At 48.3% G+C, this 23,728-nt stretch carries 26 protein-coding genes and 1 pseudogene; 7 read left to right on the forward strand and 20 right to left on the reverse strand.

Translation table 11 applies throughout. From position 1 onward, the window contains the following. From B3D59_RS14575 to rpmF, 15 genes are all read right to left on the reverse strand, one after another. Positions 1-221: HAD family hydrolase (locus B3D59_RS14575; protein ID WP_349676900.1), on the reverse strand; the 221-nt coding region annotated here is incomplete at its 3' end. 19 nt (positions 222-240) lie between these two features. After that, complete coding sequence (locus tag B3D59_RS14580) at positions 241-975, reverse strand: DUF1573 domain-containing protein (RefSeq protein WP_268815253.1); 735 nt, start codon at positions 973-975, stop codon at positions 241-243. Between the two features lie 273 nt (positions 976-1,248). Next, positions 1,249-3,501, reverse strand: a complete 2,253-nt coding sequence (gene pabB / locus B3D59_RS14585; RefSeq protein ID WP_286821002.1) for an aminodeoxychorismate synthase component I — start codon at positions 3,499-3,501, stop codon at positions 1,249-1,251. Next, positions 3,501-4,121 (reverse strand): MBL fold metallo-hydrolase, encoded by a 621-nt coding sequence (locus tag B3D59_RS14590; protein WP_286821005.1) that lies wholly within the window; start codon positions 4,119-4,121, stop codon positions 3,501-3,503. Before B3D59_RS14590 ends, pabB begins: the two co-directional genes overlap by 1 nt. Positions 4,122-4,151: 30 nt before the next feature. Beyond that, the gene (gene nusB / locus B3D59_RS14595; protein ID WP_286821009.1) at positions 4,152-4,580 is read right to left on the reverse strand and encodes a transcription antitermination factor NusB; all 429 of its coding nucleotides are present in this window, start codon (positions 4,578-4,580) and stop codon (positions 4,152-4,154) included. 3 nt (positions 4,581-4,583) lie between these two features. Then, complete coding sequence (ribE, locus tag B3D59_RS14600; protein WP_286821013.1) at positions 4,584-5,051, reverse strand: 6,7-dimethyl-8-ribityllumazine synthase; 468 nt, start codon at positions 5,049-5,051, stop codon at positions 4,584-4,586. An 11-nt stretch (positions 5,052-5,062) separates the two neighbouring features. Then, positions 5,063-6,268 carry a bifunctional 3,4-dihydroxy-2-butanone-4-phosphate synthase/GTP cyclohydrolase II gene (locus tag B3D59_RS14605; RefSeq protein WP_286821016.1) on the reverse strand — a complete coding sequence of 402 codons (1,206 nt, stop codon included), beginning with the start codon at positions 6,266-6,268 and terminating at the stop codon, positions 5,063-5,065. Between the two features lie 11 nt (positions 6,269-6,279). Then, positions 6,280-6,957 carry a riboflavin synthase gene (locus tag B3D59_RS14610; RefSeq protein WP_286821018.1) on the reverse strand — a complete coding sequence of 226 codons (678 nt, stop codon included), beginning with the start codon at positions 6,955-6,957 and terminating at the stop codon, positions 6,280-6,282. Between the two features lie 15 nt (positions 6,958-6,972). Beyond that, a complete protein-coding gene (gene ribD / locus B3D59_RS14615) occupies positions 6,973-8,112 on the reverse strand; it encodes a bifunctional diaminohydroxyphosphoribosylaminopyrimidine deaminase/5-amino-6-(5-phosphoribosylamino)uracil reductase RibD (protein ID WP_286821022.1) in 1,140 nt (379 codons plus the stop codon). Beyond that, positions 8,105-8,614, reverse strand: a complete 510-nt coding sequence (gene nrdR, locus B3D59_RS14620; RefSeq protein WP_004074293.1) for a transcriptional regulator NrdR — start codon at positions 8,612-8,614, stop codon at positions 8,105-8,107. Before nrdR ends, ribD begins: the two co-directional genes overlap by 8 nt. Before the next feature lie 167 nt (positions 8,615-8,781). Continuing rightward, the gene (locus B3D59_RS14625) at positions 8,782-9,264 is read right to left on the reverse strand and encodes a deoxycytidylate deaminase (RefSeq protein ID WP_286821025.1); all 483 of its coding nucleotides are present in this window, start codon (positions 9,262-9,264) and stop codon (positions 8,782-8,784) included. Next, positions 9,264-10,511, reverse strand: a complete 1,248-nt coding sequence (gene glyA, locus B3D59_RS14630) for a serine hydroxymethyltransferase (RefSeq protein WP_286821029.1) — start codon at positions 10,509-10,511, stop codon at positions 9,264-9,266. Before glyA ends, B3D59_RS14625 begins: the two co-directional genes overlap by 1 nt. Before the next feature lie 31 nt (positions 10,512-10,542). Beyond that, positions 10,543-10,980, reverse strand: a complete 438-nt coding sequence (rpiB, locus tag B3D59_RS14635) for a ribose 5-phosphate isomerase B (protein ID WP_286821032.1) — start codon at positions 10,978-10,980, stop codon at positions 10,543-10,545. 25 nt (positions 10,981-11,005) lie between these two features. Then, positions 11,006-11,239: an acyl carrier protein gene (gene acpP, locus B3D59_RS14640; protein WP_004074289.1), complete on the reverse strand. Its 234-nt coding sequence runs from the start codon at positions 11,237-11,239 to the stop codon at positions 11,006-11,008. Between the two features lie 31 nt (positions 11,240-11,270). Further along, positions 11,271-11,459 (reverse strand): 50S ribosomal protein L32, encoded by a 189-nt coding sequence (rpmF, locus tag B3D59_RS14645; protein WP_286821033.1) that lies wholly within the window; start codon positions 11,457-11,459, stop codon positions 11,271-11,273. A 250-nt stretch (positions 11,460-11,709) separates the two neighbouring features. Between rpmF and gltX the strand changes: the two genes are divergently transcribed. From gltX to B3D59_RS14670, 5 genes and pseudogenes are all read left to right on the forward strand, one after another. Then, complete coding sequence (gene gltX, locus B3D59_RS14650) at positions 11,710-13,113, forward strand: glutamate--tRNA ligase (protein ID WP_286821038.1); 1,404 nt, start codon at positions 11,710-11,712, stop codon at positions 13,111-13,113. Between the two features lie 221 nt (positions 13,114-13,334). After that, positions 13,335-14,177: a DUF2334 domain-containing protein gene (locus B3D59_RS14655; RefSeq protein ID WP_286821039.1), complete on the forward strand. Its 843-nt coding sequence runs from the start codon at positions 13,335-13,337 to the stop codon at positions 14,175-14,177. Between the two features lie 189 nt (positions 14,178-14,366). Beyond that, positions 14,367-15,680 (forward strand): annotated as a pseudogene (locus tag B3D59_RS14660) (transposase). 270 nt (positions 15,681-15,950) lie between these two features. After that, entirely contained in the window at positions 15,951-17,819 is a 1,869-nt protein-coding gene (gene ftsH / locus B3D59_RS14665; protein WP_286821041.1) for an ATP-dependent zinc metalloprotease FtsH, read from the forward strand. A gap of 116 nt (positions 17,820-17,935) precedes the next feature. Then, a complete protein-coding gene (locus B3D59_RS14670) occupies positions 17,936-18,325 on the forward strand; it encodes a diacylglycerol kinase (RefSeq protein ID WP_286821043.1) in 390 nt (129 codons plus the stop codon). A gap of 92 nt (positions 18,326-18,417) precedes the next feature. Here B3D59_RS14670 and B3D59_RS14675 read toward each other — a convergent pair whose 3' ends face one another. Both B3D59_RS14675 and B3D59_RS14680 read right to left on the reverse strand, forming a co-directional pair. Continuing rightward, positions 18,418-18,948: a DUF6691 family protein gene (locus tag B3D59_RS14675; RefSeq protein ID WP_286821050.1), complete on the reverse strand. Its 531-nt coding sequence runs from the start codon at positions 18,946-18,948 to the stop codon at positions 18,418-18,420. Further along, positions 18,945-19,487, reverse strand: coding sequence for a YeeE/YedE thiosulfate transporter family protein (locus B3D59_RS14680; RefSeq protein ID WP_286821054.1), 543 nt, complete (start codon positions 19,485-19,487; stop codon positions 18,945-18,947). Before B3D59_RS14680 ends, B3D59_RS14675 begins: the two co-directional genes overlap by 4 nt. 131 nt (positions 19,488-19,618) lie before the next feature. Here B3D59_RS14680 and B3D59_RS14685 point away from each other — a divergent pair, with 131 nt between their 5' ends. Both B3D59_RS14685 and B3D59_RS14690 read left to right on the forward strand, forming a co-directional pair. Beyond that, the gene (locus B3D59_RS14685) at positions 19,619-20,452 is read left to right on the forward strand and encodes an SIR2 family NAD-dependent protein deacylase (protein ID WP_286821055.1); all 834 of its coding nucleotides are present in this window, start codon (positions 19,619-19,621) and stop codon (positions 20,450-20,452) included. 28 nt (positions 20,453-20,480) lie between these two features. Then, the gene (locus B3D59_RS14690; protein WP_286821058.1) at positions 20,481-21,596 is read left to right on the forward strand and encodes a DUF2786 domain-containing protein; all 1,116 of its coding nucleotides are present in this window, start codon (positions 20,481-20,483) and stop codon (positions 21,594-21,596) included. An 18-nt stretch (positions 21,597-21,614) separates the two neighbouring features. On the opposite strand, the gene amrB is transcribed toward B3D59_RS14690, so the two are convergent. The 3 genes from amrB to hypA all read right to left on the reverse strand — a co-directional run bounded on the left by amrB (position 21,615) and on the right by hypA (position 23,726). Further along, positions 21,615-22,499, reverse strand: a complete 885-nt coding sequence (gene amrB / locus B3D59_RS14695) for an AmmeMemoRadiSam system protein B (RefSeq protein WP_286821066.1) — start codon at positions 22,497-22,499, stop codon at positions 21,615-21,617. A 173-nt stretch (positions 22,500-22,672) separates the two neighbouring features. Continuing rightward, positions 22,673-23,338, reverse strand: coding sequence for a hydrogenase nickel incorporation protein HypB (gene hypB, locus B3D59_RS14700; RefSeq protein WP_286821071.1), 666 nt, complete (start codon positions 23,336-23,338; stop codon positions 22,673-22,675). A gap of 37 nt (positions 23,339-23,375) precedes the next feature. Beyond that, on the reverse strand, positions 23,376-23,726 hold the full coding sequence (hypA, locus tag B3D59_RS14705) for a hydrogenase maturation nickel metallochaperone HypA (RefSeq protein ID WP_286821074.1): 351 nt from the start codon (positions 23,724-23,726) through the stop codon (positions 23,376-23,378). Between the last annotated feature and the right edge of the window lie 2 nt (positions 23,727-23,728).

Here is a 23,728-nt window from a genome sequence, read left to right on the forward strand (position 1 = left end):
ATCATTTTGTATACAGGCTGGTGGTCATCCATTTCCGGATAAAGATATTCAACAGCAGCCTTTACCGTCATCATATGAATATTTTTAAACTGCTCATCGTCAAGGGGCGCTTTATTAAAAGTGGCCAAAAGATCATTATAAAATTTACGGTTGGCCAGGGCCGTATCAAACATGACGCCGTCACAGTCAAACACAACGGCCTTAATTGCTGACGTATCCATTATGTTAGCTTTCTTGGGGCTATTCATTGTTTACATGTGTCCTTAAATCGCTCTTTTCCATAGGCTCATCCTTTTCAAAAATAGCATAGACCCTAATTCTCAAATGCGATTTATTGGGGTTGTCTGTTGTCAGTGTAATAAAATCATAAATATCCGCAGGGTGCTCGGAATAGCAGGAAACCCTGACCTTCCAGGTTTTTTCCCCCTGGGCGGGCTTGATCAACTCAGCCTTTATCTGCTTATTATATTTAAGCGTCATGCCAAGGATCTTTAATTCATCCATCTGCACCGGTTCAATTGTGACCACTTCACTTACGGTCTGTCCGGGAATCCCGTTGAGGTTCACAGTGCTGGGGCTGATCTTGACAATCTCTTTAACTTTACCCGAAATTTTTAAATAAAATTTTTTGTTCTCAGGATCGTCGGATTTAACCAAAATATTTTTAATTAACTCACGCCCGCCATATCCTTCGGTCTTAACGCCAATGGTGATTTTTCCTTCCCCGCCCGGGGGAATCTGCCTGTCATAGGCTTTTCTGTCACACCCTCAAGGAGGTCGAACATCGGTAATATTCAAAGGGGCATCCCCCTGATTTCTTATTATAAAATCATGGGTTAAATCCTCTCCTTCAAGCACGGGCTCAAACTCAAAGGAGGGAGCCACCGGTACGGCCCTGGGGCCGGCCCAGACATATGCCGTTCCCGCAAAAATAAACAAACATGAAGAAATGATTATAAAATTGATATGTTTCATTCTTTGTATCCATTGTATTTTACCAACAGCCATGGACCGATCGGGACTGTCAACACCCGGATTTAACCCACAAAAAAGCTTGAAAGGTATGAGTAACTTACCCATACTTTCTTATAAAGACCATGTCCTGACGGACACAACTTTCATATAAAAAAACGAAAGAAAAAATACCCTATTTAACCCTTAAATTCAAGCTTATCCATGAACAGCAGATAAAAATCAGGATTACCACTTGGTCAGGTTCTACAGTTTCAGACAAGGCGTTCGATTGATTCAGCAAGCAGAAAAAAGCATTTCATTGACCTGACGGCAAATCAGACGGTCCATTTCAAAAATCGTGTTGTTAATACGCCGGACCGGGACCATTCCCATCAGTGCATTGGTCACAAACACGTACGACAGGGTGCAAAACGTTTCAACATCTACAGACATATTGCTTACAATGAAGCCCTTTTTTGCCATAATCTGCATGACGCATCTAAGCGTTATCCCATTGAGCACATGACTGGAAGCGGGCACTATCATATTTTTCCCATCTATGGCCAGTATATTACAGGTATTGGTTTCAGATACCGTGCCGTCTGAATTTAAAATCAGGGCTTCATCGGCACCATGCTCAAGGGCAAAGACCCGGGCCAAGTCGTAGAACAGGTAATTCATGGATTTATGGTCTGCCAGAAATGAGTGTCGGGCATGGGGAAAGGTAACCAGATCAAGACCTTTTTTACCAAGAAGTTCAAGGCGGTGCACATAGGTGCGGATAAAGGCGGCAGCAAATACATGCCGTCCCGGCCGATCATCTTTTGCCGCCAGAAGTTTGACCGCGCAAGTCTTTTGTTCAAACCCGTTTTTGGAAATAAGCTGTATGATAATTGATTTCCAGCATATATCCGGAAAAAATCCCCCAAACACAGATTTCCAGGACGTTTCCAACCGACGGATGTGTTCAGGCAGTCGAATGGGAATTCCCGCATCCACCCGGATGGTTTCAAACAGGCCGGCCCCATATAAAACGCCTGGGATACAGGCCGGTAGGCGAGCAAGATCCTGGGGGACAAAGCAACCGTTGACCCAGGCCATGAGCGGTTTTTCAATATGCTGGCCTACTCCTTGTGTCAGGATCTCCATCAGCGTTTTTCCCTTGGCCAGGGTCTCTTCAAACTCTTTTTGGGGGTCTGAATCATAGACCACGCCGCCGCCAACGGAAAAACTCAGTCGCCCGTCATGAACCACGGCAGTACGAATGGCAATGGAGAGATCCATGGTGCCATGAAAGCTTACGTATCCGATTGAACCGGTATAGACATGACGCTTTACAGGCTCAAGCGCATCAATGATTTCCATGGAACGAATCTTGGGGCAGCCGGTGATGGATCCACCGGGAAAGGCGGCCCGGACCACTGCAACGCAGGAAACGCCGGCTTTCAGCCGACCTTCAACCACGGATACCAGATGGAATACATTATCATAGGCTTCCAGACGTTTGTGCGCCGTCACTTCCACAGAATCATGCTCTGTGACCCGGGACAGGTCATTGCGCATCAGATCCACAATCATGGTCAGTTCAGCATCATCTTTGGTGCTCAAGGATAAGGTTCTTGCATTTTCCCTGTCCTGTTCAGGAGTCTCTCCCCGGGCAATGGTTCCCTTGATGGGACGGGTTTCAACAGTCTGCCCCGCCACTTTAAGAAAGCGTTCGGGTGAAGTGGAAACGACCTGGTGATCCCCTGCCTGGACAAAGGCAAAAAAAGGCGCGGGATTTTTTTTAAACAACTCTAAAAACAAGGCATAGGCATCGCCGCTGAAACCGGTTTCAAAACGCTGTGACAGATTGGCCTGATAGATATCACCCTGTCTTAAATGTTCAATAATCTGTAATACGGCTGACAGATATTCCGGTTTGGCAAATGAAGAAACAAGCCCTGTGTTGTCAGCGTGAAAAGAGCCGGGTCGCCAGGATTGTTCAAGCCGGTTTATAAAGTATTCTTCCCTGGCCAGAACCTCTTTTTGTCCCTTATCCCGGTCAAACACAGGCAGGCAAAGCCGATTTTCACGGGTTTGTCGATCCTGGATTAAAATAACGGACGGCGCATATAAACAGATATCGGGCAAACCGTCGCCCACACAAGTCTTAGGCAGGCTTTCGATTTTGTCTTTTAGATCATAGGCAAAATAGCCAAATAGACCGGCGGCCACGGGCAGGTTGAATCTCTTATCCAAAAAGGAAAGTTTTTTTACCAGGGCATCAACCAGGTCAAAAGGGTCCTGGTCGGTTTGATGGCAGACAAAGCCCCCCGCTGAATCTTTGACTTTAACACAAATGATATTCCCGCTCCCTTTCAGCATCAACCAAGGATCTGCAGCAAGAATATGATACCGGGCACAATCCTGGTCAGATCCTGACAAAAGCACCACTGTTCCCTCTTGTTGGGAAAACCTGGCAGCAGCATCTTCAAAGGTCAGATCAAAATTAAAACCCCGGATCACAATGTCGGTGATCCGGGGCAAAAATAATTTTTCAGACATTATCTGAGAAAGGGGTTCATCCGCTTTTCATTGGCAATGGTTGTTTCCGGACCATGTCCGGGATAAACCACCGTACTTTCGTCCAAGTTCAGCAGCTTGGTTTTAATAGAGGAAATCAGGGTGTCATAATTGCCGCCGGGAAGGTCGGTGCGCCCGATTGAGCCCATAAAGAGGGTGTCTCCGACAAACAGGTGGCCGGGCGTATAAAGGCAGATTCCCCCAGGCGAGTGCCCCGGGGTATGAATTACTTTAAAGGTAATATTGCCAAAGGTGATTGTATCGCTGTCCTTAAGATGAATGTCTGCAGGCGGGGAATTTTCTGCCCCAAGACCGAACATGGCAGCATGACTGGAGAGATCCAAAAGCATGGGTTCATCATCAGGATGAATGGCGATCTGGGCAGCGGTAACGTCCTTCATTCGCTTGTTTGCGCCGACATGATCAAAATGACCATGGGTATTGATCAAATATTTGACCTTCAGTTCAGCTTTGGCAAGGGCCATGAGTATCCGGTCTGCATCATCGCCGGGGTCAATGACTACCGCCTGTTTTGTTTCTTCACACCCTACAATAAAGCAGTTGGCCATAATGGGGCCGACTTCAAGTTTACGTATAATCAAAACATCCTCCTTGGTCTTCACATCATAAGTCTATGCCTCATGCTGGACTCTGATCCGGTCAAGCACCCCGTTGATGAACGGCCCGGAATCCCGGGTGCCGAATTTTTTACCGATTTCAACCGCCTCATTAATGGATACCGAAGGCGGGATATCCGGCAGATTAAGCATCTCAAATACGGCAATACGCATGATATTTCTGTCCACTACCGGCATTCGGGACGTCTTCCAGTTCTTGGCCCACTGATCCAAAAGAAGGTCTATCTTCACCCGGTTCTCCAGGACGCCCTCCACAAGTGTCAGAAAAAAAAGACGGGTGGACTCACTCAAATCTTCGCCGTGCTGTTCGAGGAAATCATCCATTTGGGACGGGTTATCTATTTTATTCAGATCCAATTTATTCAGATCCAAGGCAAACAGAGCCTGCAGAGCCAGTTCACGGGATTTGCGCCTGTCACCCATGTGTTATTCCATATTCGCGCACAGGTTTGCCATTTCAATGGCCCCCAAAGCCACATCAAAGCCCTTGTTACCGGATTTTGTACCGGCCCGTTCAATGGCCTGTTCAATGGTTTCAGTGGTGAGGATCCCAAACATCACCGGCACTTTGGCCTCAAGACTCACGGCAGCAATACCCTTGGACACTTCGGCACAGACGTAATCATAATGGGTTGTGGCCCCGCGGATCACAGCACCTAGACAGATAATGGCGTCATACTTTTTCAAGGCAGCTATTTTGGCTGCGGCCAAAGGGATTTCAAAGGCACCAGGGACCTTGACAATGGCAATATCCTCATCCTGCGCACCGCTTCTGATCAGCGCATCCAAAGCGCCTGACACAAGTTTTTCGACGATAAAATCGTTGAATCTTGCGGCAACAATACCAAATTTTTTGCCCTTGGCGTTTAAATTGGCTTCAATTATTTGAGGCATATTTATTATCCTTATTTTATGTGTAGTAGATGACCCATCTTAGCCTGCTTGCACTTCAAATACCCCTGGTTGAAGGGATTGGGCGCCACTTCAATGGGCACCTGCTCCACAACGCTTAACCCGTACCCTTCAAGACCCACCATCTTTTTAGGATTATTGGTGAGCAGACGCATTTTGCGTACACCCAGATCCACCAGCATCTGTGCACCGACACCGTAATCACGAAGATCTGCGGAAAATCCAAGCTTTTCATTGGCCTGGACCGTATCCAGTCCATGGCGCTGGTATTCATAGGCTTTCAATTTGTTCACAAGGCCGATCCCCCGGCCCTCCTGGCGCAAATAGAGAATAACGCCGCAGCCTTCATCATCCACCATTTTCATGGCCCGGCGGAGCTGATCCTGGCAGTCACAGCGCAAGGAAGAAAAAATATCACCGGTCATACATTCGGAATGCACCCGAACCAGAATCGCCTTTTCCGGGTCAATTTCACCCTTAACCAGAGCGATGTGGGTAAGATTGTCGATGTCATTCTCATAGGCAATGATTCTGAATTCCCCGCCCACCCGGGTGGGAATAATGGTTTCGGCAGCGCGTTTTACAAAGCTTTCTGTTTTTAAGCGGTATTTAACAAGATCCGCCACAGTGCAAATGCCGATGCCGTGCTTTTCGGCAAATTTTTCAAGGGAAGGCATCCGGGCCATGGTACCATCGTCATCCATAATTTCACAGATGACACCAGCGGGCTTCAGCCCCGCAAGCCGTGCAAGATCCACAGAGCCTTCGGTCTGGCCGATGCGCACCATCACCCCGCCGTCCCGAGCCCGTAACGGAAAAATGTGGCCAGGGCGTGCAATATCCTGGGGGCCTGTCTCATCAGCCACCGCCGTCAAAATGGTGGTGGCCCGGTCTGCGGCGGATATGCCCGTGGTCACGCCGTGTTTTGCCTCGATGGAAACCGTAAATCCCGTACCATACTGGGAGGTGTTGTTTTCAACCATCATGGGCAGGTCTAGTTTATCGGCAATACTTGAATCAAGGGACAGGCAGATAAGTCCCCGTCCATAGGTGGCCATAAAGTTGATGCTTTCCGGGGTTACGGCCTGGGCCGCCATGGTCAGATCACCTTCGTTCTCTCTGTCCTCATCATCCACCAGGATGACCATTTTTCCGTTTTTTATCTCTTCAATCGCCTGTTCAATGGTTAAATGCGGCATTTGTCTGTCCTTTACAAGAATCCGTTCCGGGCAAGAAATGACATACTGATGTCCAGGTCGGCATCAGCACCGGCGTCGTTGGGACTCTTTGCGCCTTTCCCCTGCCCTGATAAAAATTTTTTCACATATTTTCCCAGCATATCTGTCTCAATATTGACGCGATCCCCCACATTTTTAAACCCGATTGTTGTAATCTTTGCGGTATGGGGAATAATGCTTACCGAAAAACCGTTTTCCCAGCATTGATTGATGGTCAGGCTGATACCGTCAATGGCCACGGAGCCTTTTTCTATCATCTCACAGGCAAGGTTTTCCGGCACCTGAATGTCATATATGATGGCATTGCTCCGGGTCTCAATTTTTGAAACCACACCTGTGCCGTCTATGTGTCCTGATACCAGATGTCCATCTATGCGGTCGGACAACTTCAGCGCCCGTTCAATATTGACCCGGGCTCCGGGTCCAAGAGAATCAAATGTGGTGCGGGAGACGGTTTCAGGCGCCATGTCCACCTTGAACTGCCCTTTACCAAGGGTTACGGCGGTCAGGCAGGCCCCGTTCACGGCAATGGAATCCCCGATGCCTGTACCGGTCAGATCCAGGTCACAGGCAATTACCAGAATTTTGCCCTCACCCTGGGTTTCAATGCGCCGAATGGTGCCCAGACTTTCTATGATTCCCGTAAACAAAAAATATCTCCCCACTCATTTCCCATTGCCGACCGGCCTATTCCGGGGCTCAAGATAGCCTGTAACCAGCATATCTGAGCCGAACTGCCGGGTAGTGACCCGGACCAGTTCAAACACGTCTTTTATCTTTTCAGGCCCCGACCCTTTGAAGACCGGAATGCCGTCATTTCCGCCCAAAAGCTTGGGGGCAAGAAAATAGCAGACTTTGTTAACAATCCCTGCGGCCAGAGCCGATGCTGCCACACGCCCCCCGCCTTCAATCAGAAGGCTTGTGATGGACAATTCTTTTAATTTAATCATCAGGTCATTTAAATCAAGCAGATTTTCCAATACCCGGCATTCAAGAACCTGTGCGCCCTTGTCTTTGAGACGCTGAATTTTACCTGGGTCACACTCCGGACCTGTGACAATGATGGTGGGGGCACTTGAGTTTTGAACCAAAACCTTGGCATTTTCTTGAATGCTCAAACGGGTATCCAGAATTATCCGGACAGGATCCCGGGTCGGTTTCCCCTCAATTCTGGCGGTCAGAGAGGGATCATCCCCATGCAGGGTGCCGGAACCAATAAGAATGGCATCATTTTGATGGCGCAGTTCGTGACCGAAGTTTCGGGATGCACTGGAGGTTATCCACTGAGAATCCCCGGTTCTGGTGGCAATATATCCGTCAAGGGTGGCAGCACATTTTAAGGTGACAAACGGTGTTTTATCGTTTTGGACATTCCAGACAAAATCTTCAATCAGGGTCAATGCCTCTTGTTCCATAAGCCCTGATACCACCTCAAGACCTTTTCCCCTTAAAAATTCAATCCCGCCCCCAGCGACATTGGGGTTGGGATCTTTACAGGCCACAACAACCCTGCCGATACCTGCGTTAAGAATTTTATGGGTGCATGGGGGGGTTTTGCCGAAATGGTTGCACGGTTCAAGGGTGACGTAGATGGTGGCATGCGCCAGTTTTTCAGGCGCTCTTGCTGCGGCATCGTCAATGGCCACCACCTCGGCATGGGGGCCACCTGCCTTAGAGTGAAAGCCCTGACCAATGATCCGGCCGTCTTTTACCACCACGGCACCCACACAGGGATTGGGGGAGGTATACCCTTTGCCCCGGGCTGCAAGCTCCAAAGCCCTTGCCATATAGTCCAAATCAGTCATCGGTCTTAACAGGACCTTCCTTACCCGGCTCGGCGTCTGCGGACCGGTGCTCCTTATGAATCAGGCTCTCAAGTTCCTGAATAAAATCCGTCACATCCTTGAACTCCCGGTACACGGAAGCAAACCGGACATAGGCCACATCATCGAGCTCCTTGAGGGCATTGATAATTTTCTCGCCCACGACCTTGGCAGACACCTCCCGGTCCCGGCCTTCCCGCAAGTCGCGTTCAATATCATCCACAATCTGTTCGATCTGGTTGATGCTTATAGCCCGCTTTTCACAGGCTTTCTGGATGCCCCGCAGCACTTTTTCCCTGTCAAATTCCTCCCGGCGGCTGTCTTTTTTAACAATCATCACAGGGACCTGTTCAACCCGTTCATATGTGGTAAAACGCCGGCCGCAATCCTGACACTCTCTTCGGCGGCGAACCTCGAACTCAATTTTACCCGGCCGAGAATCCACCACTCTGGTGTTTGGGTTGCCACAATAGGGGCACTTCATATCAGCCTCTTACGGTGTTTAAACGCAAAGTCACCCATCTGCGGCGTTGCAGAAAAATTTGCAATCCTCACAACCATAAGGTTGCTCCGGTTGCAAATTTTTCTGCGCCTTGCATCTGGGCAACTTTGCGTCCAAACACGATTTTCAGTTCAGACACTATCATGATATTATTCAAGCCGGATGAGTTCCACCTCGGCCTGGGCAAACATCTCCAGGGAAAGGGGGTCGTCGTATCCCTTTTTAAAGTACACCTTTTTAATCCCGGCGTTAATGATCATCTTGGCGCAGATGGAACAGGGTTGAATGGTACAGTACAGAGAGGCTCCGGCAACTGGTATCCCGTGGAAGGCAGCCTGGATGATCACATTCTGTTCAGCATGAACACCCCGGCAAAGCTCATGTTTTTCCCCGGAGGGTATATTACGCTGATCGCGCAGGCAACCGGTCTGTATGCAATGGGGGATTTGGGAGGGCGCCCCGTTATAACCCGAGCATAAAATGCGCTTATCCTTCACCAGCACCGCGCCCACCTTTCGCCGAAGACAGGTGGCCCTGGAGGCCACAAGTTCCGTGATGGCCATAAAATACTCATCCCAGGAGGGGCGGCCATCACTAACGGCGTTTGCGGAATCAGGGAAAACAGGGGGCATCAGCAGGCGGTATCCCCATACAGCGGGTAGTGGGTACAAAGCTCTTTAACCTTGGCGGCAACTTTAGGGACATTGGCCTCGTCATCCAACACATCGCAGATAAGTCCGGCTATATCTCCCACAGCATCTTCATTCATGCCCCTGGAGGTAATCAACGGCACCCCGATACGTACACCCGAAGTCACAAAGGGGCTGCGTTTTTCATTGGGTACGGTATTTTTGTTCACCGTAATATTTGCCTGTCCGAGACGCTCTTCCGCATCTTTTCCAGTGATATCCAACCCGGAAAAATCGACCAGGACCATGTGGTTATCCGTACCATTGGACACCAGTTTATAACCCCTTTCCATGAGCACCTTTGCCAGGACAGCGGCATTTTTGACCACTTGTTTCTGATATTCAGTAAACGCCGGCAACAATGCCTCTTTAAACGCCACTGCCTTGGCCGTAACAACATGCATCAAGGGACCGCCCTGGATACCGGGAAAAATCTGGGAATTGATTTTTTTGCCCCGTTCGGCGCTGGAGAGAATCAGTCCACCCCTGGGACCACGAAGGGTTTTATGGGTGGTGGAGGTGATAATATCTGCGTATCCAACAGGTGTGGGATGTACCCCCGCAGCCACAAGGCCTGCAATATGAGCCATATCCACCAGGAAGAGCGCACCACATGCTTTGGCAATTTCGGAAAAGCCCTTGAAGTCAAGGGTTCTAGGATAGGCCGAAGCCCCTGCCACAATCATTTTAGGCTTATTTGCCCGGGCCAGATCTTCCACCTGGTTCAAATCGATTGTTTCGGTTTCCGGATTTAAACCATAATGAGAAAAATTGAACAAACGGCCTGAAAAACTTACCCCTGCACCATGGGTTAAATGACCGCCATGGGAAAGATCCATGGCCAGTATCCCGTCCCCGGGAGAGAGTACGGAAAAGTAAGCCGCCATATTGGCCTGGGATCCGGAATGGGGCTGCACATTGGCATATTCCACACCAAATAGCTTTTTTACCCGCTCAATGGCCAGATTTTCCGCCTGGTCCATGTACTGGCACCCGCCATAATAGCGCTTTGACGGATACCCTTCAGCATATTTGTTGGTCATGATTGAGCCCTGGGCTTCCATAACTGCCCGGCTCACCGTATTTTCCGAAGCAATGAGATTCAGCCCGTATTCCTGCCGACTGTACTCACTCTCAATAACGGAGGCAATCTCAGGATCACAAGCTTTGATAAATTGTATATTTTCCATAATTCAATCGTGCCTTTCTTAACCTAATCTTCTAATCTAGGGAACGGATACGGTCCAGATGGCGACCGCCTTCAAAGGGGGTGGCAAGCCATTCCCTGACCAGTTCAAAGGCAAGCATATCACCGATTACACGACCACCCATGACCAGAATATTGGCATCATTGTGTTGCCGGCTCATCCTGGCGGAAAAGATATCCGAGCACAGGGCGGCACGTACGCCTTTAAACCGGTTGGCCTGCATGGACATGCCAAGGCCGGTGCCACACAGAAGAATACCCCGGCCAAATGTACCGTCGGAAACGGCTTGGGCCACCTTTTTACCGAAATCGGCATAATTTACCGAAGCAGTGCTGTGGGTACCCGCATCCTCGACCTCATAACCAAGACCGGCGAGCAGATCCTTAATCTTTTCCTTTAATTCAAACGCGGCATGATCACTGCCGATGATAATCTGTTTATCCTTTTTCATATCTACCCCGGACCTTTATATGTATTTATGATTTCGATGCAATGAAGTCATAAATATCCTGGACGGTCGACAATTTCTCGGCCTGATCGTCGTCAATTTCTATTTCAAAAATCTCTTCCATGGACATGATAAGTTCAACGATGGTCAGAGAATCAGCGCCCAGATCTTCGATCAACGACGCCTGGGGAACCACGTCCTCAATATCAATGCCGGGAATTTTTTCAGCAATAATTTTTCTTACCTTGGTTTCAATGGTCATAATCTGACTCCTTGAAGTATCTTCCGGCCTATTAATCGTCTGCATCCATGTCACGGTTTACATTTCTGCCTTTGTATGCACCGCATTCAGGACATGCTCTATGGGGCAGTTTTGGCTCCTGACACTCGGAACATAAAGTTATGGTAGGGGCACCGGTTTTATAATGGGTGCGCCTTTTTCTTCCTCTTGCCTTGGAGCTTTTCTGCTTGGGTACGGCCATGACTTTCTCCTAACTATATTATTTTATTTAGTTTTCATTTAATACTTGCCAAAATTTAAAACATATCTAATTACCCTATTTTTTATTTGAAGTCAACCAAAGAGTCTAATTAGAATTGCTGATTGCTTTAGGCCCCGCAATTATGATAGATAAACCTTCGATTTTACGCTGTTTATGCGAATTCGGGCGGTACAGGCCCAAATATCCTGTACCGCCTGTTGTTCGTGGAGTTTAACTTTTGGAGATCATAATGAATACAATAATCACACGCTTTCCGCCCTCCCCTACCGGCTACCTGCATATCGGCGGTGCCAGGACTGCACTTTTCAACTGGCTGTGGGCCAGAAAAAACGCAGGGCAGTTTGTGCTGCGTATAGAAGATACTGATGAAGCCCGTTCCACAAAAGAGTCTGTGGACGCCATTCTGGAATCCATGGAATGGCTGGGAATTGACTGGGATGACGGTCCCTATTTCCAGACCCAGCGCCATGATATTTATAATGAACACATTGACCGCCTGGTTGAACAGGGCCATGCTTACTATTGCGACTGCACGCCCGAAGAGGTTAATGCCATGCGCGAAGAGGCCAAGGCCAAGGGGTTGAAGCCCATGTATAACGGCAAATGCCGGAACCGCGGGCTTAAAAAAGGGACAAACACCGTGGTGCGGTTGAAAACCCCGGACACAGGCGTCACCATTGTGGACGACATTGTCAAGGGCAGTACCGCTTTTCAGAATACGGAAATTGATGACTTCATCATCCAGAGAAGCTCGGGTATGGCCATGTACAATCTTGCGGTGGTGGTGGACGACATCACCATGGGCATCAACACCATTATCCGGGGGGATGACCACCTGGTGAATACGCCCAAACAAATTCTGATTTATCAGGCTTTAGGCGCGCCGCTTCCGGTGTTCGGCCATGTACCCATGGTGCTGGGATCAGATAAGGCTCGACTGAGCAAACGTCATGGCGCCATGTCCGTGGGTGAATATAAAAAGATGGGATTTCTGGCGGATGCACTGATCAACTATCTGGTCAGATTGGGATGGTCCCATGGCGACCAGGAGTTTTTTGAACGCCAGGAGCTTATTGAAAAGTTCGACCTTGAACATCTTGGCCGTTCTGCAGGCATGTTTGATATGGATAAGCTATACGCCCTGAACGCCAAACACATCCAGAAAAAGAAGCCCATAGAATTGGGTGATGACCTTGTGCCTCACCTGGCGGACCTTGGCATTGACGCCCAAAATGATGCCTTTACCCAGGGGGTAATCGAAACGCTTCAACCCAGAAGCAAAACCCTTGTGGAGATGGCCCAGGGTGCGGCGTTCTACTACAGGGATGAAATCGAGTTTGAGGAAAAGGCGGCCAAAAAATTTCTTAAGCCTGAAACCTCCGACCTTTTAAACAAATGCGCCCACGCCCTGGAAGAACTTTGTGATTTCAGCCAGGGCCCCCAGGAGGAGATGTTTAAACAGATCATGGAGGAAACAGGCCTCGGATTTGGAAAAATCGCCCAACCCCTGCGGGTGGCTGTCACCGGCACAACGGTGAGCCCCGGCATATTTGAAATGTTTATCGCCCTTGGAAAAGAAAAAACCGTCCAGCGCATCAGAAAGGCGGCACAATTCTGTACGGCCCAGGGTTAATAAAAACAAAGCGCTGAAAACCAGACTACAGAATTGCACAAAATCGGCAGTGGGCTGTACCGGATCAAATCTTGAGACGCAGTCAAGGCAGGCGCCTTCAACTGCGTCCATTTTTTGCGACAGCCGTTCAGGCCGGTTTGGCACACCACAATCCCGGCATGAAAGATAAACGTAAACCACAGACTAACTTGTCAGGCCAACTTTATTGAAAGGATGTTCAAGTGCGAACCGTCGTATTATTCCAACGAATTCCGGTTACCTTTTTATTTTTATGTGTGATTTCAATCACGGCCTGCAACAAACATCCAATTGAAATGAAACAAGTCAATGTCGTCTTTCGGTTCGATGATTATTCGGCCTGCAGCAATACGGACATGGAGCTGAGAATCATTGATGCCTTCCGCAAGCATGAAGCTTACTTTACCATAGGTGTCATCCCCTATGTATGTGCAAACGATATTCATGATCCGTCTGCGCAGGATCTAATCCCTCTTACACCGATAAAAGGGAATATTTTAAAGAACGGCGTTAATGAGGGTATATTGGATGTAGCCTTGCATGGTTACTCTCACCAGACAATCAGCACTGAGCAATGGGCAGAATTTTCAGGCCTGGATTACAACAGTCAGGCAAAGAGGTTAGCCAAAGGCAAGACTCTCCTTGAGAGCATGATAGACGCGCCTATCAATACCTTTGTGCCACCGTGGAACAGGTACGACTTGAACACATTAAGGGCTCTTGAGGAACTTGGGTTTTCAACTCTTTCGGCGGACAATAAAAGAATGGAGGTAACAGCGTCTAAGTTAAATTTCCTGCCATACTCATGCAACCTCTTTAATCTTCGCGATGCCATCCAAGCATCACGAACATCTTCTGTCACTCAACCTGTCATTGTTGTTTTATTCCATGAATATGACTTTAAAGAAATTGATGAAAAGCTTGGTCGCATTACTTATCAAGAATTTTACGAACTTTTGAATTGGCTCAAATCCCAGAGGCATATTCGTTTGCTTTCCGTCAACGAGGCAACTGAGGGGATTCATGACTTGAGTGCCAAGCGTTAAAACTTTATTGATGGAAAGATTTCTGCGATGGCACGATACAGCCGCTGTCTCAGTCAACAGCCTGAATTTTTAAACAAAAATTACAATAGTTCGGACAAATTCAGGCGTTAATACAATACCTTCGCCAATTTACCATGTCTTCCTCTTGAGTGATTATAATCATGCAAACGAATCACTCAGGAGGAAGACATGGACATCATCATGAGCCTACTTTTTTGTTTAAGCCCTTGTCTCGACCACACTACGCTGCGCCGTCTGGCGGTTATTGTTACAGCAATTCTGAGCATGCCGGACAGAGTAACTATGCTTGGCATGTCGCGCTGGACAGATAAAGGGGGCAGTTACCGAACCGTCCAACGATTTTTCAAAACCAATATTGACTGAGCGAAACTCCAGTGGTTTTTCATCCGCGCTCATTTAAAAGATGCCCCCGGCATCATACTCTTGACCGGTGACCAGGTGGTTACGCCAAAATCCGGCAAACAGACTTACGGTCTCGGACGATTTTTTTCTTCCATCTACAACAAGCCGATACCGGGCCTATGTCATCTGCAGCTATCACTTACGTCTGTTGAGGAACAAAAATCTTATCCACTGATAACTCAGCCGATGAAGCAACCGGAAAAAGCTAAATCGAAAAAATCCAAGGGCAAAGGCAAAAAAAACAAGGGTGGACGTCCCAAGGGCAGCCTTAATAAAAACCGCCGCAACGTAGAATTCACCGAAACCCAGAACATGTTGCTGGTAAACATCAAAAAAGCGCTCACCTTGATTGGTGATGCACTGAAATTATGGTACTTCGTCTATGACGGCGCACTGGGGAACAATGCCGGAGTTCAATTAGTCCGGCAGTGCAATCTGCATCTCATCTCCAAGTTGCGGTACGATTCCGCACTCTTTTTTCCGTATGACGGCCCTTATTCCGGCAAAGGATCCTATAAGAAATACGGAGATAAACTGGATTATGCCAATATTCCTAAACGCTGCCTCAAGTCATCGACTGTGGAAGATGGCATTCGTACAGACGTATATCAAATGATAATGCGTCACAAGAAATTTGCCGATTTGCTGGGCGTAGTTATCAGTCTCAAAACCAACTTAAAAACCCTCAAAACGGCTCGCGTTGTGCTCTTTAGTTCCGACCTGGAACTGGCTTCGGACAAGCTGATCAAGTACTATAGCCTGCGCTTTCAAATCGAGTTCAATTTCCGCGATGCGAAGCAGTATTGGGGTCTCGATGATTTCATGAATATCAAAGAGCAGCAAGTCTGCAATGCCGCCAACCTCGCTTTTTTCATGGTAAACCTCTCTCATATCCTGAGGCATCGGCCTAACTTCTCTGGTATGAGTATCATTGACTTGAAAGCCTGGTTCCGGGCCGGAAAATACGTGCGAGAAACATTAAAACTGCTTCCGCAAATCCCAGAAGGGGTTTCTATTCAGTCCATCTCTGAGAAGGTAGCCGCTCTTGGGCGAGTTAACGAACTCGAACGTGTTGTTTAATGGCGAAGGTATTGTTAATAACACCGTAGTTTATAAGTTTATAATCAAAAAGACCCTATTCCGTCACAAGAGTCCTTACATCAGGGCATATCATCTGCCCCACACTTTAACAAAAATAACAGTCTCTTTGTTTTATTCCCGATTACTTCGGATCTCGGGAAAAATTACAGTCATTCGGGCGGCGGCGGCTGTTCATGGAACATTAGTTTTTAATCTTGCCATCACTCAAAGAAGATTATATTTTCAAAATCAACATCAGGAGGATTGAATATGCAGAACACAAGGCGTTTTAATCTGTTTTATACGATTGCGGCCATTTTGGGCATCATTTTAGTCCATGAAGCATGGATGGGATACCAATCCATAAAACCGCTGGCATACAGTGAATTCCAGGCCCTGATCAGAGAGGGCAAGGTCAAGGAAGTGATTATCACTCGGGACGAAATCCGGGGCGAGCTCAAATATCCGGACCCTCCGAACAGGAAGTATTTCCGCACCACAAGAGTTGACAATGGACTTGCCGAAGAACTTCAGAAGTATGATGTAAAATTTTCAGGCCACATAGAAAGCCGATTTTTTTCCACACTGCTCTCCTGGATAATACCCACACTGATATTCTTCGGGATATGGTTTCTGATCATGCGCCGGATGTCCGGTCAGATGGGGGCCGGAGGCGGGTTTATGTCCATTGGGAAAAGCAAGGCCAAAGTATATGTTGAAACGGATATCAAGACCACTTTTGCCGATGTGGCCGGGGTTGAGGAGGCCAAGGCGGAACTCAGGGAGACCGTAGATTTTCTGAAATCTCCCGACCATTATGGCCGGCTCGGGGCGCGTATGCCCAAAGGGATTCTCCTGATGGGCCCTCCGGGTACAGGCAAGACCCTGTTTGCAAGGGCAGTGGCCGGTGAGGCCGGTGTGCCCTTTTTTTCTATTTCAGGTTCAGACTTTGTCGAAATGTTTGTCGGAGTGGGAGCGGCCAGGGTCCGTGATCTTTTTGAACAGGCCAGGCAAAAGGCACCGGCCATAATTTTCATTGATGAACTGGATGCCATGGGAAAAGCGCGGGGAGCCGGAGGTATGGTCGGCAGCCATGATGAAAAGGAACAGACTTTGAATCAACTTCTGGTGGAAATGGACGGATTTGATCCGGCCAGCGGAATTGTCCTCATTGCCGCCACAAACCGCCCAGAGATCCTTGATCCGGCGCTTCTCAGGGCCGGTCGTTTTGATCGGCAGGTACTGGTGGATCGGCCGGATAAACAGGGAAGGCTTGAAATCCTTAAGGTTCATGTGAGGAAAGTCAAGCTGGATGAAAAAACAGACCTCGCGCAGGTGGCGTCCCTGACACCCGGGTTTACCGGAGCGGATCTTGAAAATCTCGTGAATGAGGCGGCTCTGGCGGCGACCCGAAGGGGTGCGGACAGTATCGGGCTTGAGGATTTCAATACTGGTGTGGAGCGTATCGTGGCAGGCCTGGAACGTAAAAACAGATTGCTGAATCCCAGGGAAAGAGAGATTGTCGCATACCACGAGATGGGGCATGCCATTGTTGCAGCGGCCATTTCAGGCTCGGACCCGGTTCATAAAGTCTCCATTATCCCCAGAGGGCTCGGTGCCCTTGGGTATACCATCCAGCGGCCGACTGAAGATCGCTATCTTATGACACAGGCTGAGCTGGAAAGTCGAATGGCCGTTCTCATGGGTGGAAGGGCAGCAGAGCACGTGGTATTTTCTCATTTTTCAACGGGTGCTGCCGATGATCTGTCCAGGATAGCCGATATTGCCCGCAGCATGGTCACCCGATATGCCATGGAGCCGGAACTGGGGCATGTGGCATTTGAGTCGGATCAGCGGTCTTTTCTGGGGCCAGGCGGTGAACAGTTCCGTCAGAGGCTTTACGGCGATGATACTGCCAGGGAAATCGACTGCATTGTCCGCAAAAAAGTTCTGACGGCTTTTGACCGGTCTGTGCATATTCTTGAGGAAAACCGGGAAATCCTTGAAGAGAGCGCCCGCCGCCTTTTAAAACATGAAACCCTGGAAGCAAAGGATCTGGAAGAGCTTTTCCAGACCCTGAAGCCCGCCTCTTCGGATTTTGCCCAATCCGCTCCGGAGTGCAAGGGATCATGCCATTGACAGGTGAATTTCTTTACAAGCCTTTTTCTGATTAATACAATGTACATGATCCGCTCCGGGGCACCGGAAAAAAAGCTTGGCTGCGGCAATATTATGATCGGCAGGAAAGCTTCATCATGAGAAATAAATTTCTTGGTACCGGAGAACCAGGGTATAATCCCTTGCGTAAAATGAGGGTCATACTAGCCGGACTCAGATTTGTTTTCCGCTATGAACTCACTGTTGCTTATAAACTGGTACTCTCTACCATGATCCTTATCCTGGCCTTTATTTTCCGTCAGTGGCTGGATTTTGAGATAATTCTTCTTGCAACCGGACTTGTTGTGGTCACGGAAATGTTCAATACCGCGATTGAAGCAATCTGCGATTTCGTCGAAATCAGGGAAAATGAAAAAATCAAGGCTATAAAGGATGTGGGCGCAGCTGCAGTAGGGATCAGCATTTTAATCTGGCTGCTGATCATGATCTTCAACTGTGCCCATCTCATTTCCATCATCTGCGGCTGATTTCCTTTCGATTCATCGAATCGCCAATATGGCCGGAGAAAACGGTATCGTCGCAAAAGCGCCGGGGCCGGGTATGTTTTAATCCATTAAGGTTAGAGCCCCTTTTTTTCAAACCAGACAAACATCGGGATGATTCCAGCCCAGAACACAGCGATGATGAGCCAGGGAGAGATGTTCAATAGTTCGAACGTACTGATTTTTCCGAAATCTTTCCACGCAAGAACTGTTGATTTGAAAAACGGATAAAGTTCAGCGTAAAGGGCCGCTCCTGCTATCATGCCTGCAATGGCGAAGACGGAGTGCCATCGTCCCTCGCCAAGGGCGCCGATCGAGGTTCCCGGACAGAAGCCCATCACGGCCCAACCGCCGCCGAAAAGAGCGCCTCCAACTAGAACAGCCCCCACATTCATTGCCTTATGGCTGAGAGAAATAATTTCGGAACCGGCAAGCAGCTGAATCCCGACCATACCGACCAAGATGGCCGATAACATAAACTTGAAGATCGTCATATCCTTCAAGAGCATTGCACCGATCTGCTTTTCAAAGCGCAGGACACGTCCTTTCTGCAGAAAAAATCCGAATAAAACGCCTGTAATCAAACCAAGGATCTGACCGGTGCTCATGATGATCTCCTCCTGTATAAAAGTCCTGCAACGATTACTCCGACCGCGAAAAACATAGCCAATGAGATGAAAGCGCTGACCGACAGCTGCATCATGCCGCTGAGACCGTGACCGCTTGGGCAGCCGTCTGCCATGCGCGCCCCGATCATGGCCACAATGCCTCCAAAAAATGCGCCTGCCGCCCGTTTGCCGATCGATGGACCAAACCGCTCTTTCCAGATCGGCGGAATACTTTCGAACTTGAAGCTCCTGTCTGTCTGGGATGAGATCAAGGCGCCAAAGAAGATCCCGATCACAAGCATGAACTGCCAATCGACCCGTACTTTTTCCTTGGTAAAGTATGCGTTTGCAGCAACGCTCTCCGGAGAGACCGTTTTTTCAAGCAATCCTGCGGCACGCACAAATGTCGTTGACGCACCAAGGTAATTGGTCTTGCCCATCCACTTTGTGGTTGCATACACCGAAGCGATGGCCAAAAGTCCCACCAGCGCCCCTGCCAAATAAGGACTCCAGCCGCCATCTGCTGTTTTCAGCTTCATTGTTATTTCCTCCTTTCATATTTGTTGTTGAACGTGGCATGCCATTGCTTTATATGTAGCACTCCTCCCATAAATTGGGAATAGTGCTTCAATTTATTTAAAAACGGGGCCGGGTAATACCGGTATATTTTATGGACAACCTAAATAAAAATATCAAACAGGCTTGCCAGGCAATTAGAGATGCAGACGCACTTTTTATAACGGCCGGTGCCGGTATGGGCGTCGATTCGGGTTTGCCTGATTTCAGGGGAAATGCAGGTTTCTGGAAAGCTTATCCGCCCATAGCGAAACTGGGCAAATCGTTCAGTGAAATGGCAGACCCTGTCTGGTTTGACAAACAGCCTGAAATTGCCTGGGCGTTTTATGGGCACAGGTTGAATCTTTATCGTGAAACAATCCCCCACGAAGGCTTTTCAAAATTGCTTGATCTGGGAAGAAGCAAGCCGTACGGATATTTTGTATTCACCTCGAATGTTGACGGGCAGTTTCAAAAAGCCGGCTTTGACGATGCATTGATTGAAGAGTGCCATGGCTCTATCCACCATCTTCAATGCACCGGACCATGTTCCAGCGACATCTGGGCGATTGGGGAAGAAAAAGTCAATGTTGATATGGAAGCGTTCCGGGCTACAGGCGAGTTGCCGAAATGCAAAAACTGTGGAAGACTGGCACGCCCCAATATTTTAATGTTTGGAGACTGGAACTGGATATCACACCGTACCAGTGAACAAGGGGCACGTTTGCAGAAATGGCTTGAAAAACTCACCAGCTTCAATGCAAAGTTGGCCATTATTGAAATGGGGGCAGGCCTTGCCGTACCTACGGTAAGATATAAATCCCAACGAACCGGCCGGAACTTAAATTCAACCTTGATACGCATCAACCCAAGGGATTACCATGTCTGCCAGGGCGCAATCGGCCTGCCGCTTGGCGCCAGGGAAGGCATAAACCGGATTTTGTGCTGATGAATTCAAAACGCTATAGAAAATTCAAATGAAAAATCTTGAAACCAAATGGGCGATAAGGCTTCTTAAGGAGCATAAGGAGATATGTTGGCAACATGGCATCAACCTTACAACTCCGGTAATCAATATATCTTCCGGCAAACAGACGGATGGTTATTGGAGTCCCCGGGATAGGACGATTTCGATTTCAAGGCATCTTATCAAGACGGAACCATGGGATATCGTGTTGGAAGTCCTGAAACATGAAATGGCACACCAATATGTTACTGACTTTTATAATGATGCCGATAAACATGGAAACTACTTTAAGAAAGCATGCAAAAAATTAGGCGTTCACCCAGCCTTTGTTACAAACAAAGACTATGCTGCAAAGATCGAGGATTTCAAAGGCAAGTTACCCTCTGATGCGAAAAGGATGTTAACAAAAGTTGAGAAGCTTATGGCCCTTGGGCAGTCCAGTAACGAAGCAGAGGCCCAGGCAGCTTCTAGAAAAGCCAACTATCTGTTAAACAAATATAACCTTCAAAGGGTCGAAAATGATAGTCCGGAAATAAAATATCACACGATTTGCCATAAGAAAAAGCGCATTGAAAGTATCCAGCAAGCGATCATGTCTATCTTGCAGAAATATTATTATGTTTCCTGTATATCATCCCACACCTATGATTTCCAAGATGATGCCGAATATAGAAGTGTTGTCATCGTGGGGAAAAAAGAGGCGATCAAGGTAGCTGAATATGTTTATCATTTCCTATTTGATACAGCTCAGACCCTTTGGCAGGAATATCGAAAGAAACATAAGGCCGGACGAGGTGATAAAGTTTCTTTCGATATGGGTTTCATTAAAGGGATTGAGGATAATCATAAAAAAATGCTTGAAAGCTCTCAGATTGAATTAAACGATGATAGACTTCTGCCTGTAAGCACGGTAAAAGCATTGGTAGAACAAAATCGCATTAAAAATCAAGTTGAAGTGTCTCGAATTTTCCCCAAATTAATCAAACAATATTATGGTAAACATCGTCCTTCATCAAGTGCATACAAGAACGGCTTTAAGAACGGGAAGAATACGCATATAAATAAAGGGGTGACCACTCGTGGAGGAGGGATCTCAGGTTTTTTGGGTTCAAGTGGCAAAGGTTAAGAGCCATTTCATGAAAGTCTATGCGCCAAAAATCATGCCGCAATATCCCACAAAGTCAGAGGAAGGCTCCAACGGATCGAAACTTGAGGCGTAGTCAAGGCAGACACCTTTGACTGCGCCCATCTTTTTTGCAGCAGCCACAGCCGCACAGGCTGCCCCGGCACAGCACATGTTATGGCGGGACAGTCCCTGGTGAATAATCTGCTTTTCATCCATGGCTGTTAACGCGTTAATGGCGGCCGCGTCATTTTCCTTTGCAACCCAATCAAATGCAGCCTTGCCTGATCCAGCCGGTTCAAATCCGAATCGCGGCCCGTAATGGGTCATATCGGTCGAACCTACCACCGCCACGGAGCGGTCCAACTCTTGTGCAACCTCAACTACGATTATCCCCAATGCTTGCGCCGCATCCGAAGGCGGCACGGCACACACCACAATCCGGGCTTTTGGGAAAAAATATTTTATAAAAGGATATTGCAGTTCCAGGGTGTTTTCTTCGAGGAATCGTGCGGGTGTCAATTGCTTCAGGTCAACACTTGCGGCGGCGGCTTGCTTAACCAGCCGATCTGTGAACGCCTTATCAATTTCAATAGCGCCCAAAGGGGTATCAACGGCTGTGCAATCCAGAACAAAGGACGGGGAATCGGCATGCATGTGAACCCCGAAAAGAACAATGCTCTCCACAGCCCGGCGGCCATGGGCCAGTGCGGCGAACACCCGGCAGGCCAATTTCCCCGAGTAAATCCAGCCTGCATGGGGAACAATGCCCGCCACAGGATTATTCAGCGTTTTTGTATCTGCTTCTGCTCTAAGATCATCGTTAAACCGTTCAAGAGCAGACCGGCACTGGTCAGCTGATCCCGGATACCAGGATCCGGCAAATGCCATTTTCTTTAGACCCATAATTTGCCCCCCCAAAAAAAGAAAAATTTTAAACCTTTATTTTACCACGAAGGAGATGAAGTTCACGAAGATATTAGAGTACGAAACTTCGTGTTCTTCGTGAACTTCGTGCTCTTCGTGGTTTTAATCTGAAACTATCTTAACTTTATGGCATTGCCCCGGCACCTTCGCGATTATCCGAGTTTTTCCTTCACCTTGGTGCGCAGCCATGCAAGCCATGGCTCCATGCCTTCCCGGGTCTTGGCGGAAAGTTCAAACACCGGCATGCCCGGATGCACCTTACCCATATTTTCCACGGCCAGGGCCGCATCAAAATCCAGATAGGGCAACAGATCTATTTTATTTAAAATGGCAGCATCAGCCACCTGGAACATAAGCGGATATTTTAACGGCTTATCCTCGCCTTCGGGGACGCTTAGAACCACGGCCCTTGCATCTTCGCCAATGTCAAATTCCGCAGGACAGACCAGGTTGCCGATATTTTCAACGATAAGCAGGTCAAGGTCATCGCACCCCAGGGACCTGGCCGACGATTCAATGAGATGGGCTGCCAGATGGCAGTCCCCCCCGAACTGATCCGTGTTGATCTGGATCACCTTGGCCCCTGTTACGGAAAGCCGGTCCGCATCATTGGTGGTGCAGACATCACCCACAATCACCCCCACCCGTATATCGGACATCAGCGCTTCCAGGGTCCGGCAGAGGGTTTCGGTCTTTCCGGAACCCGGCGATGACATCATGTTCAGGACAAACACCTTTTTCTCTTTAAAAAAAGCCCTGTTGCGATCTGCATCGGATTCGTTTTTTGCCAGTACCCGTTTTTGTATATTTATCTCCATGGGTTATCTCTCATTTTTTTTATTATTTCTCAATCGTCTAATCGTCTGCCAGCTCTATGGATGAGATCTCAATCTCCCGTCCCGAAATCATGGTCACCTGCCCGTTTTTGCATGCAGGACACCCAAAGGCCGGGGTATCGGTCTGCCATTCATGGTTACAACTTTCACAGTGCAGGCACACTGGCACCTCGTCGATTACCAACTCAGCACCTTCAAGAGGAGTGTCCCTGGTGATGACCTCCAGGCAAAAGGAGAGGCTATGCGCCACCACGGCAGCCAGTTTGCCGATCCTTAAATTCATTTTTTCCACCCTGGGATTTTCAATGCCATCGGGGATGGCATCCAGGGCGATGGTTACCAGTTGCTGGGCAATACCCATCTCATGCATAC

Source organism: Desulfobacter sp. UBA2225 (assembly GCF_002348205.1).
Taxonomy (GTDB): Bacteria; Desulfobacterota; Desulfobacteria; order Desulfobacterales; family Desulfobacteraceae; genus Desulfobacter; species Desulfobacter postgatei.

Excerpts from the sequence above, each read along its gene's own strand:
- pabB (WP_286821002.1), bottom strand. The coding sequence starts at position 3,501 with ATGTCTGAAAAATTATTTTTGCCCCGGATCACCGACATTGTGATCCGG.
- nusB (WP_286821009.1), bottom strand. The coding sequence starts at position 4,580 with ATGGGTGACAGGCGCAAATCCCGTGAACTGGCTCTGCAGGCTCTGTTT.
- ribE (WP_286821013.1), bottom strand. The coding sequence starts at position 5,051 with ATGCCTCAAATAATTGAAGCCAATTTAAACGCCAAGGGCAAAAAATTT.
- B3D59_RS14605 (WP_286821016.1), bottom strand. The coding sequence starts at position 6,268 with ATGCCGCATTTAACCATTGAACAGGCGATTGAAGAGATAAAAAACGGA.
- ribD (WP_286821022.1), bottom strand. The coding sequence starts at position 8,112 with ATGACTGATTTGGACTATATGGCAAGGGCTTTGGAGCTTGCAGCCCGG.
- nrdR (WP_004074293.1), bottom strand. The coding sequence starts at position 8,614 with ATGAAGTGCCCCTATTGTGGCAACCCAAACACCAGAGTGGTGGATTCT.
- B3D59_RS14625 (WP_286821025.1), bottom strand. The coding sequence starts at position 9,264 with ATGCCCCCTGTTTTCCCTGATTCCGCAAACGCCGTTAGTGATGGCCGC.
- glyA (WP_286821029.1), bottom strand. The coding sequence starts at position 10,511 with ATGGAAAATATACAATTTATCAAAGCTTGTGATCCTGAGATTGCCTCC.
- rpiB (WP_286821032.1), bottom strand. The coding sequence starts at position 10,980 with ATGAAAAAGGATAAACAGATTATCATCGGCAGTGATCATGCCGCGTTT.
- acpP (WP_004074289.1), bottom strand. The coding sequence starts at position 11,239 with ATGACCATTGAAACCAAGGTAAGAAAAATTATTGCTGAAAAAATTCCC.
- rpmF (WP_286821033.1), bottom strand. The coding sequence starts at position 11,459 with ATGGCCGTACCCAAGCAGAAAAGCTCCAAGGCAAGAGGAAGAAAAAGG.
- gltX (WP_286821038.1), top strand. The coding sequence starts at position 11,710 with ATGAATACAATAATCACACGCTTTCCGCCCTCCCCTACCGGCTACCTG.
- ftsH (WP_286821041.1), top strand. The coding sequence starts at position 15,951 with ATGCAGAACACAAGGCGTTTTAATCTGTTTTATACGATTGCGGCCATT.
- B3D59_RS14670 (WP_286821043.1), top strand. The coding sequence starts at position 17,936 with ATGAGAAATAAATTTCTTGGTACCGGAGAACCAGGGTATAATCCCTTG.
- B3D59_RS14675 (WP_286821050.1), bottom strand. The coding sequence starts at position 18,948 with ATGAGCACCGGTCAGATCCTTGGTTTGATTACAGGCGTTTTATTCGGA.
- B3D59_RS14680 (WP_286821054.1), bottom strand. The coding sequence starts at position 19,487 with ATGAAGCTGAAAACAGCAGATGGCGGCTGGAGTCCTTATTTGGCAGGG.
- B3D59_RS14685 (WP_286821055.1), top strand. The coding sequence starts at position 19,619 with ATGGACAACCTAAATAAAAATATCAAACAGGCTTGCCAGGCAATTAGA.
- B3D59_RS14690 (WP_286821058.1), top strand. The coding sequence starts at position 20,481 with ATGAAAAATCTTGAAACCAAATGGGCGATAAGGCTTCTTAAGGAGCAT.
- amrB (WP_286821066.1), bottom strand. The coding sequence starts at position 22,499 with ATGGGTCTAAAGAAAATGGCATTTGCCGGATCCTGGTATCCGGGATCA.
- hypB (WP_286821071.1), bottom strand. The coding sequence starts at position 23,338 with ATGGAGATAAATATACAAAAACGGGTACTGGCAAAAAACGAATCCGAT.
- hypA (WP_286821074.1), bottom strand. The coding sequence starts at position 23,726 with ATGCATGAGATGGGTATTGCCCAGCAACTGGTAACCATCGCCCTGGAT.